General features: G+C 38.1%; 1 protein-coding gene. It reads right to left on the bottom strand.

Annotated elements, in window-relative coordinates:
• Positions 1–92: 92 nt before the first annotated feature.
• A partial coding sequence (locus AB671_RS22640) for a transposase (RefSeq protein ID WP_066681867.1) occupies positions 93–352 on the bottom strand: 260 nt, incomplete at its 5' end.

Raw genomic sequence — 352 nt, 5'->3', positions numbered from 1 at the left:
CTTTAAAATTACTGATGCTTTGTTTGTACTGTCTTTGGAATTTTCTACCATCCACGCCATACATCTCACCAATGGTTTTGCAAGGCAGCGCTTTAGTATCTGCTGATTTTTTTTAAGAACTCGGCAAAATCTTGTGTCATGCGAGTTCCTTTGGCAATAAGATTCCAATCTCGTTGGATGATGTTTCCTGTTTTAGTATCGGTCCATCTTCTGCGTCTAATATGGAGTTTCACTGTTTTTCCGCGGAGAGGAAAATCATCTACTATAATCTCAGGAACGAAACCTTTTGACTGCAAGATGAGTGATGAGAATTCTTTTGGAGCTGTATTTTTCTCTTCAAAGTAAATGTGTA

This window comes from Chryseobacterium sp. BGARF1 (assembly GCF_001677955.1).
Lineage (GTDB): Bacteria > Bacteroidota > Bacteroidia > Flavobacteriales > Weeksellaceae > Chryseobacterium.
Note: the sequence above shows the minus strand (reverse complement) of the source record. Positions and strands in the feature narration are given on the sequence as shown.